Annotated in this window: 8 protein-coding genes; 3 read left to right on the forward strand and 5 right to left on the reverse strand. The window is 46.4% G+C overall.

Annotation, left to right across the window (positions count from 1 at the left end):
- From B2X65_RS02090 to B2X65_RS02100, 3 genes are all read right to left on the reverse strand, one after another.
- Complete coding sequence (locus B2X65_RS02090; protein ID WP_290610284.1) at positions 1-1,848, reverse strand: 2Fe-2S iron-sulfur cluster-binding protein; 1,848 nt, start codon at positions 1,846-1,848, stop codon at positions 1-3.
- Positions 1,845-2,603, reverse strand: a complete 759-nt coding sequence (locus B2X65_RS02095) for a PepSY domain-containing protein (RefSeq protein ID WP_290610286.1) — start codon at positions 2,601-2,603, stop codon at positions 1,845-1,847. The genes B2X65_RS02090 and B2X65_RS02095 overlap by 4 nt, the downstream gene beginning before the upstream one ends.
- Positions 2,604-2,769: 166 nt before the next feature.
- On the reverse strand, positions 2,770-5,445 hold the full coding sequence (locus B2X65_RS02100) for a TonB-dependent receptor (protein ID WP_290610287.1): 2,676 nt from the start codon (positions 5,443-5,445) through the stop codon (positions 2,770-2,772).
- A gap of 369 nt (positions 5,446-5,814) precedes the next feature.
- Between B2X65_RS02100 and B2X65_RS02105 the strand changes: the two genes are divergently transcribed.
- Positions 5,815-6,519: a UTRA domain-containing protein gene (locus B2X65_RS02105; RefSeq protein WP_290610289.1), complete on the forward strand. Its 705-nt coding sequence runs from the start codon at positions 5,815-5,817 to the stop codon at positions 6,517-6,519.
- A 577-nt stretch (positions 6,520-7,096) separates the two neighbouring features.
- Here B2X65_RS02105 and B2X65_RS02110 read toward each other — a convergent pair.
- Positions 7,097-8,122: an Arm DNA-binding domain-containing protein gene (locus tag B2X65_RS02110; RefSeq protein ID WP_290610291.1), complete on the reverse strand. Its 1,026-nt coding sequence runs from the start codon at positions 8,120-8,122 to the stop codon at positions 7,097-7,099.
- A 96-nt stretch (positions 8,123-8,218) separates the two neighbouring features.
- Between B2X65_RS02110 and B2X65_RS02115 the strand changes: the two genes are divergently transcribed.
- Together B2X65_RS02115 and B2X65_RS02120 are read left to right on the forward strand one after the other, a co-directional pair.
- Positions 8,219-8,425, forward strand: coding sequence for a helix-turn-helix domain-containing protein (locus B2X65_RS02115; protein ID WP_290610293.1), 207 nt, complete (start codon positions 8,219-8,221; stop codon positions 8,423-8,425).
- A 741-nt stretch (positions 8,426-9,166) separates the two neighbouring features.
- A complete protein-coding gene (locus B2X65_RS02120; RefSeq protein WP_290610295.1) occupies positions 9,167-9,463 on the forward strand; it encodes a hypothetical protein in 297 nt (98 codons plus the stop codon).
- 203 nt (positions 9,464-9,666) lie between these two features.
- Here the strand turns inward: B2X65_RS02120 and B2X65_RS02125 are convergent.
- On the reverse strand, positions 9,667-9,892 hold a 226-nt coding region (locus tag B2X65_RS02125; RefSeq protein WP_290610297.1), incomplete at its 5' end, for a hypothetical protein.

The following is a 9,892-nucleotide window of genomic DNA, read 5'->3' on the forward strand; positions in this document are numbered from 1 at the left end:
CTAACTGAACTCATCAAAGGCGATGTTACTTTCAGGCACCCCTTTGTCACGCAGTAACCGGATCGTGTCATCCATTAGGCCTTTGGGCCCGCACAGATAAAACTCAGGTTCACCTTGTTCAACCACATTCTGCCAATTCAACGCCAGCACGTGCTGTGCATAGCCGGTCGCACCCAACCAGCCTTTGTCCGGCCGTGACAACACCGGGTAGTAATGAAAATGCGGGTACTGCTTCGCCAGCTGATAAAAGTAGTCGACGTAAATCACATCATTTTCATTGCGGGCGCCGTAAAAGAAATGCAGCGGCCGGGGCGGCTTGTCGCCTTTATTGTTGCGATGCAGCGCTAACTGTTCTTCAATCAGCGCTTTTAGTGGCGCCATGCCCGAGCCTGCCCCCACCAATACCATGGTTTTGTCACTGCCTGGGTTAGCGTAAAACTCTTCAAACGGCCCTAAAGCCTCAACCCGGTCACCAATGCGCAAGTTCCCCAGATAATTAGAACCAATACCGGGCAATACCGACGGGTTAGTTGCGCTTTGCAGCTTAATGACAAACACTAACTCGTTTGTAGCTTCATCTATGCCGGCTAAGGAATAGCTTCTGCTACAGGCACCATGTTGATAGTTTAACCGGGCGATATGCTGCCAGTCCGGTTGCAATGAACCTGGCACATCTGCCGGCACGGAGCAGCCACTGGCCTTCGGGATAAAGAAGCGCATAAACGCACCGGCTTTATAGCGCATGGGTACCTTAGACTGGGTGGTAAAGCGTAACTCTTTAATAAACGGGCTTAAAAAGGTGCTGTTGACTAATTCCAGCTGGTACTTTTTCGCATCGGTAATATCCATCAGTGTCATATGTTCAACATCATCACTGAAGTGCTGGCAAGCCAGGCGGTACCCCTGTTCCAGTTCGAAGACGCTGAAGTGCTGCAAATCCGCCGCGGTGCTTTTCACATTTTGATTTATCATGATGCAGCACCGGCCACAGGTGCCACCGCCGCCGCAGGTGGAAGGCAAAATGATATTGTGCTCAACCAAACCATCCAACAAATTTTTATGGTTGGAAAACGCCACCTGGCCCAGGCTTTTCTGGTTGCGGTCAAATAACTTTACCGTGTTTTTGCGGCCAAACAGCTTAATTTTATACTGACCGCGCAGCGCCAGATCGACGGTCCAGACCATGCCGGTGCCGCTGAGCCACAAGGCGACAAAGGCAAATACCATCATCAGCACGCTGTTAAAACTGCCTTCGTTGGCATAATCCATAAAATGCAGTTTCAGGAAAAAATCTGCCAGCCGTTTGTCAGCATCACTGTGGCCGGCAATACGGCCTGAGTCTGCCTCAACATAGACGCTGGTGTTAATTTCATCGGCAAAGTTAACCTGCCACACGGCATTCTTTTGTTTGAGTAAATCGGCAATCGGCGGCTGCATCAATGTTACAGATACGATTTCACCCGGCCCGCTATATGAAGCGCTTGCCAACTGCCGGGCAAAATCCGCATCGACCGTCAGCGGCTGGCCTGTCTGCGCATCGACCAAGCTGTGTTTGTTGACAAAGTTAGCGTACAAACCGCGCTGATGGTTAAGCAAATAATACGGTTTTTGCGCCAACTCAATTAACGTCAGCGAGGTGCTGGGTGCATACTGCCGTAACACCTCGGCAGGCTCCTGCAGCGCCAGCGTATGCCAGCTCAGCGACGGATGCTGATGCGCTTTGTAAGTGTGTCCCGCCGCTTTGGTATGGTCCATAAAGTTGAAATACATACCACTGCCCAGCCAGATCAGAAACTGAATGCCAACGACAACAGAGGCCCACTTATGCAGTTTTCTGACTGTATTCATGGCGCAACTCCAACTGTATGGCTGTCATTGCCAGCCGGTGCCGTTAATGCCTCATCCGTTTTACGAAACACACGGAAATAGGCCAGCACCATGCCCAGTACAGAAGCTAACATACCGAACAAGGTAAACCAGAACAGCAGGCTGTTATCAATATCGGCGCCGTCATCGTAATCCATCACATGGAAGCGAAACATCCAGTCAAACAGGCGCCAGAAACTATGCCGTTTACCTACCAGCAAGCCTGTTTCGGCAGACACGTAAATTGCCGGGGCGCCAAAGTCGCTGAAATTTACCCGCCAGGCAGGCATGACCTTAGGGTTAAGCTCAAATGGCGCATTTTCACTGATAAGCTCGGCGCTTTCGACAGTGCCGGCACCGCTGTAATAAAACCGGGCAGCTTGTTCTGCCTGAGCCTGACCTAACGGCGGCATGATCGCACCGCAACTGGCGTCGATCGCTAACTTTTGTTCTGCCAGCGTAAAACGATACACCACCTTATCCAGATAACGGCCCAACGTAATGGCTTTTGCCTGCGGATACTGTTGTAACAAGCTATGTAATGAGTAGGTTACCTGCTGCGGGTCGATTTTATCCTGTTCGTTATTAACCAGGGTATCGCCATGGATATAATCAATATCAAAAAACACCATATAGGCCCCGGTTACCGACCAGATAATAAACTGCAGGCCTATAAACGCCATCAGCCATTTATGGTATTTCCTGCTGGTTTTCAGCAGCCGCATTGATTTATTCATTCCCAACCCTCTAGTCCGGCACGGCCTGGTTTCACGCAGCAGTTTAATAGCCGCGTAGGAGGCCTGTGGCCCGGACAAAACCATTAATTACTGTTATGAGAAAAGTAAACACCAGGGCCCTATGGTATACGGGCATACGGCCCTGGTGCTACCGATAAAAGCTGACTTAGAACTGGTAGGTTGCACGGACGAAACCGCGGCGCCCCAGCAGATCATATGTCATTACATCGGTGTTGGCATCGTTCCATGACGTCAGGTACGGTGCTTTTTTATCAAAGATGTTGTCAACACCCAGGCTAAGCGTCAACGCATCACTGTAGTACCACGAGGCTGATACATCAGAATAGGTAACTGAACCGACTGATTTACCCAGCGGGTCGAAATCCGAGCCGTTAACGTCATCGGCACTGCCGATATAACGCAATGAATAGCTCGCTGACCAGTCATCTGTCATCACGCTGTAGCTGAAGTTACTCCGCCATTCAGTGTAACTACCCTGGTCTTCGGTAATAAAACCCACCTTATCAATGGTTGGCTGACCTTTAAACGGTGTGCTTTCATGCTTCAGTAAACGGGTGATATCCAAACTCGCCCGGCTGCTCAAACCAAATAAGGTAAATTTATAAGCCGTGTTCAGGTCGATACCACTGACGGTTTCTACTGCAGCATTCACCGGGCGCTGATTCAGCTCATTAACCTGGTGTGTTACCGGATGCCGGGTAAAGGTATCGCAGAATTTCGCATTGCCGATAGGGTCTTCGTAGCATAACCGCAGCATATCGGAACCATTGACTGATGTAATAGCTTCGTCGATTTTAATGTTGAAGTAATCTATCGTCGCGGAAAAACCGTCAAGGAACTCGGGCTGCCATACGATACCTACCGTAGTGGTGTCAGCCGTTTCTGGCTCCAGCCTGGGGTTGCCACCAACACTGGTTAAAATTGTCGTGCCGTCCTGTACAAAATCTGCCGGTACACCGGCCGCCAGACAATTTGCCGCTATGGTGCCAGTAGCATTTTCACAGGGGTCTATCGTGCGCAGGTTTTCGCCATTAGTGCCGCCAAACAGTTCTGTAATCACCGGCGCGCGGAACGCGGTAGAACGCACAGCCCGCAGCATCAGGCTGTCGTTAACATTCCAGGTTAAACCCATTTTGTAGGTGGTTTCCGCACCTGCAGTGCTGTAGTCAGAGTAACGCGCCGCCAGCTCAACCGACAATCGCTTGGCTAAATAGGTATCAGCCAATATTGGCACCGATAGTTCGCCAAATACTTCTTTTACATCATAGCTACCGCGGATCGGGTCTTCTAAGCCGTTACGCAATACAGTAGAGTCCGGGTCGCGCCAGCCTGTTTCGCTGCGACTTTCTGCACCAACAGCAAAACCAATACCTCCGGCCGGCAACTCGTACAAATAGCCATTCATATTCAATGACCAGGTGCGCATTTCATTACCACCTGTGCCCTCACGGCGGTATTTTACATAGTCAATAACGTCCTGCGTCAGCTCGTTTTTACCAAACCAGTCACCACAAGGAATGCCATTGCTGTTGTCATAGGTACAAATGCTGTCGTCCAGCGTATGCGCTGCACGGTCAGGGTCAATGTCGAAAGTCCAGCCATCAGTACCGGTATTACGGCCATAGTTGTAAGACAAGTCCCATTCCCAGCCATTGTCTAGTACGCCGGTTAGTCCCGTTACAATGCGAATGGTATTGGTTTCCTGGAAAAAGTAAGGCGCGCCCAGTTCGGTGTTGCGCCGGCGTAAAAACTCCAAATCCTGACCGGTAGGGTTGTACTGGAAATCGGCATCGACTTTAATACCGGCAAAACCATTGCGGGGCGTCACGATTTGCTCGCCCTGGCGATTAGCGTAACTTGCTTCTACAAACAACTGCACCGAGTCATTGATATTGTAGTTAGCAAAGCTGGATAGATTTATCCGCTCCATCGGGCTTACGGCGTTTAGGTAGGGAATATAGTTAAAGCTATGCAACGCGCCATTATAGGGGCCGTAGTTATTGCCGTTAGTGGCGGTATCCGGGTCCTGGTTAAACTGCACCTGAGTACCGTCAGCCAATAACGCACGGCCACCTTCACTGGTGCTGCTGCCAAAACACTCAAAGGTGCCTTCTTCCGTACCGTACTTAGAGCAGGCAATACGATCAGACTGGCGCACCGCAGAGGTGTTGCCGTAACTCAAATTGACAACCACATTGCCCTTATCAAATTCGCCGCCCAGTGTCAGGCTCAGATCCTGATTTTCGGCATCGCCCTTATCTGCCATGCCCGCTTTTACACTGAGCTCAGCGCCGCTGAATGCTTTTTTAGTGATGATATTCACCACACCGGCGACCGCATCAGCTCCGTACACAGCCGAAGCACCATCTTTTAATACTTCGATTCGTTCAATCATCGCTGTCGGTATCATATTTAAATCCACCGAACTATTGGCACCGGTTCCCCCGCCGACCACGCGGCGGCCATTTAACAATACCAGGGTGCGCTTAATGCCCAGGCCACGCAAATTGACCTGAGCCGTGCCATAACCACCACTGGTCCAGTATGCGTTAGTTGCATTACCGGCCACGCCGGCTGAAAACGACATTTCCTGCAGCAGGTTTTCTACATTGGTAATGCCTGATGCACTGATATCCGCTGACGATATAACCGATACCGGACTGGCGGTTTCAATATCGGTACGTTTAATTTTTGAGCCGGTAATTTGAATACGTTCAACCGGATCACTGTCTTGTGCCTTCGTTTGCGCGGAAACTGCCACTGCACCGGCCATCAGCATCGCGGTATATACACGACTAGGCGTCAAATTTATTGCTGTCATTAAATGTTCTCCTGAGTAGCATCTGTACCAGCTGAGGCCGGAAATTATTATAAGGTCGCTGCCTGCTTAAATGTTATACAACAGCATACCGGTATATACAACATCGGTATTGAAAATAATTTCATTATATTTGCGACAGAAAACTCGGTTGAACTGACTAAAAATTGACAGCATAGCCATGTGGTATATACTGGCACGGTGTTGCTGACATGTTACTTATGCGACAAGCCTAATTAACGCCAACCAGGCCCCAAAAATCTGTTGGCGGCAGCGCAATGCAGTATAGAATGACCGGGTTCGCACTGAAGTGTCATGAGTTAGCTGAATACGCACTTCGAACTTATTGTTTGTAGGTAATATGGACATTGCATGAAGCTGCCAAAGTATCGTCTTATTTCGAATGAGATTAAAAAGAAGATAAGCGCCAGCTTATGGAAAGCGGGCTCTCAGATCCCGTCGGAAACCGAACTGGCTAACCACTTTTCTGCCAGCCGGATGACGGCACGCAAAGCCGTCGATGAGCTGGTTAATAGTGGCGTGCTTGAACGCGTTGCCAGTGTCGGTACTTTTGTAAAGGAACCCGCCGCGCAAAGTTCATTACTGGAAATCCGCAATATTGCCGATGAAATTCGCTCCCGCGGGCACGTACACAAGATGACAGTGTTAAGTAAACTGATGCTGATCCCAAACGATGCCATCGCATTTACCCTGTCACTTAACAGCAGAACGGTATATAAAATTATTATCGTGCACTGGGAGAACGATCAACCCATTCAGCTGGAAGAACGCTATGTTAATGCAGAGCGGGTACCACTGTTTTTACAGCAGGATTTCAGCAAGATCACTGCCAGCGAGTATCTGAACTCAATAGCACCGGTTACCGAAGCAGAAATAACGGTAGAAGCGGTGATGCCGACGAAAATACTTAAACACAACCTGCAAGTGGACGATGGCGTACCCTGCCTGAAAGTCACCCGGATAACTCACTCTCATGGCCAGCCTATTTGCTACGCCGTGCTGTACCATCCGGCTAACCGGTTTAAACTGACCAGCCATTTAAATATCGTTAATTGACAGACTATTAGGAAACGTTCTCGGCCAGGGTCTAAATAACTGATCCTTACTCAGCTCCATCCGCTGTAAGCTATGATCGACTACCTGAAACGAAGCAGCGTTATCCGTAAAGTGCCCAAACTGATCTAGTAAATCATCCATTGTTTTGCAGCGGTGATTGTATTTTATAGCCTCTTCGCCTTTGTAGCAATGGCTCCCAACTCTCAACTTTACTAACAATTTTAATGAGTTATCTAATTACACTGGCCCATCTAATGTGACGTCAGACTCATGGTGGCAATAATCAATTCATCATCCCATATCGGCATATCAACGTAAGAAAATAGGGCTTCTATCAGTTCGTTAAAGCCTGTATCCGTATTGTAATGCTGGACTGTATATATACACGTCAAGGTGAACAGCTTGTTCTTTTTGTGGTTGATTCTGGTCACCGGTGTCGTTCGTATATAATGAACTCCATATTGCTCAGAATATCGGATCCCATAGGCGTATTGGAAAGGTAGCTCCGGATCTTTAACCAGAAAATACTCTAATAAAATACCAGCATACCGTCTATTGATTATTCGTTTTGTCATAGCTAATCGAGCACATATTGCGATAAAATTTGATGGATAACAGGCCGAAACAAGATCTGTGTTTGTTGGCAAATTTGGTCGACACTTAGTCCGGCTTCATAGAGGTAAAAGACTGAAGCACGCTTCAGAACATGAATATGTAGCACTTCTCTTCCGACCTCCTGACAAGCCTTTGGCCAACATTCTTTGCTGAGCCAGCAATGGTTTATTTTCAACTTTTTGCCAAAAGGTGCGCCAAATACATAGCGGCTACTACCCGATTTTTTTCGCAGTTGAAAGAGAAGACGTCTAGCATAAGGGTCGATATATACCTCCCGCCCAGACAAAAAAAACGTTGTATCCTTTATGCTATAGTGTTTCCATTCAAGCTCTAACAACTCTTTTGAAGATAGCCCCGTATAATATTGCAATAAAAAAACCTCGCGATATTTTGATGGCACGTTATCGACTATTTGCAATATGTCTCTGTGACATAATGGCCTGGCATATTGTCCACCGTCGTCTGTTAGCACTAGTTTGAATGGCCTGGGAAATACATAGACTAGCGAAGCTTGATCTAAGACCGTGAAAACAAACTCCATCGCTGCAATGTAATTTGGTTTTGTAATTCCCTTTATAGTCTTGAGCATTTCTTTCAGTTTGAGGATGTTGTAACCCAGAATTTCATCAACCCGTTGCTCCCCCAAACATCCCATAATGCAAATCATTAAAATCTGCCCTAGTTCATCTGAACTACCTTGAAACTCATTCATTAGGAAATGCCTGAAAGTAGGTAGTCCTCGCCAACCTGGCGACAGAAATTTTGATTTTAATGCATTGATATAAAATACATTTTTACTGTAAGGAAAGTATTTTGCATATTCAAAAACACCTGATTTCACTTCTTGATGTATTTTTTTTAAGGTAGTCTGCAAATACGTCCTGTGTTTCGGTGTATCTAAAAATTTTGTTTGCTCAGATAAGTGGCACCCCATGATTTTTAGACGTAATACCAAATTACCTTCTGTATCACGGACAATAGGCTTCATTTTATACCTCCATTAAGAACGATGCGCTTTTGGTGAAAAACCGGTTATGATTAAAAACAGGCAACCCCCGGAGGACAGATGTTCAGGTACCATTTAATGGCGTTAGTCGAAAAAAAATCATTTGATGATGGGCAACGCGTTACGATTAACGAGATTTCCGAGGCAACGGGGATACACCGAGCGACCCTATCAAAAATGATTAATAACCCTGGCTGTAATGTGACGCTAGATACCATTGATCGCCTCTGTAAATTTTTCGAGGTTCCGGTCGAACACCTTATCGAGCACGTTCCCGACAAGTAAAGCCCACAGACAGCCTCAGTCAGGCCAACAATCCAAAGTCCGCTGGAGATGGTGTAGCAACAGACTTTTCACTTCTTTCGCTGGCAAATCCGCCAGAAAAGAATTGTGATGTGACGTCCCCGAAAGCCAGTTCAGAAGGGCGTCAGCATTACTCTTCTCATTGCCATTTCCGATGGCAACTATAAGGTTATGGCTGTGAGGATTGATCTGAAGTGACGCTAGCAAATAATCTCGCACGTTATGTAAACGCCTCTGTTGTGATTTATGCTCGTACATTGACTGTAAAAACGTATTCGCCGAGATGCTCATCATAGAATTCTCCTGTATGAAACTCTGACCATCCCTGGCGGACATAGAAATCCCTTCTTCAGCGCTTACTTAACCATTTTTAGTTAGCCCATTTAAATGTAGACTTAAATACACCAATGTCAAATATAGTCGACATTTTATTTTATGTGTACCTTTACTAGGCGTTAGAATGCGTGAGTAACACTGGGCAGTTTTCCTCACTTTCCAGAACATTGACTGATTAAAGAATGCAGCGGATACAGGCGATCTTGTGGAGATGGTAGGATGGCTTTTCACCGTGATTTTAATAAAGAATAAAGAAAGTAACTGCTTTTAAATTGGTTATGTTGTTATTGAAATTTTGTAATTAACTTATAATAGACTGATTTAGCCGTGGTGGACGTTAGATTGTCAGGCCCGAGCACTACTCACCTCTAGTGCCGGCAAGCCGAAATGCATGCTAAGTTTTGCGCTGAATTAATACATAGAGAAGGGCTCAAAGCGGCTTTAGACTATTGCCAAAAACAAAATATTGAGCCTCCACAATTTTCACTTACTGCTGATTCTCACAACGCACACGTTCTTAGAGAAAAAGCAGCCAGAATGCTAAGTGAAATTAAATGGTGGAAAAGGCGATTAGGTAACAAAGCTGGGCGTGATTTTGAATATGGACAAATGCTGCAAGGGAAAGTGACGAATATAATCTCAGATGCGTCATTAAAATACTATTTGTCCAAGAAGCGTCGTTAACTTGAAACTGAAAATATAACTAATTGAAACAAAGCGTTCTTAATTAAGTTGAAAAAAGTGATTGCTGCCGACTGAGCACTGGTAACTCAATTTGCTAACGCTTGTTTCTTCATTAAATTTGAGTCGTTTCAATATTTAGTTTGCTTGGTTTTGTTGTTATATAAAATCACCAAAAATTTCTCTGCGTGACTGAGCGGCACTGATTAATGGCTATCTAACCTACCATCAACGAATGAAAGTGTGCTCTGATACTCGCTTAAAAGGCGATTGAAATCGTTATTTTTATAACGCTTTTGCCTTATTGCCGTTTTTAGTCTTTGGATTTCTTCCGGCGGTATTGCGTTGACAACTATCCCTTCAACATCAATACATACTCTATCAATTGCATCGATGAAGTCCTCGTCACGTTTTTCTAGTAGCGCTGTTTCG

This window comes from Arsukibacterium sp. UBA3155, assembly GCA_002364615.1.
Taxonomy (GTDB): Bacteria; Pseudomonadota; Gammaproteobacteria; order Enterobacterales; family Alteromonadaceae; genus Alishewanella.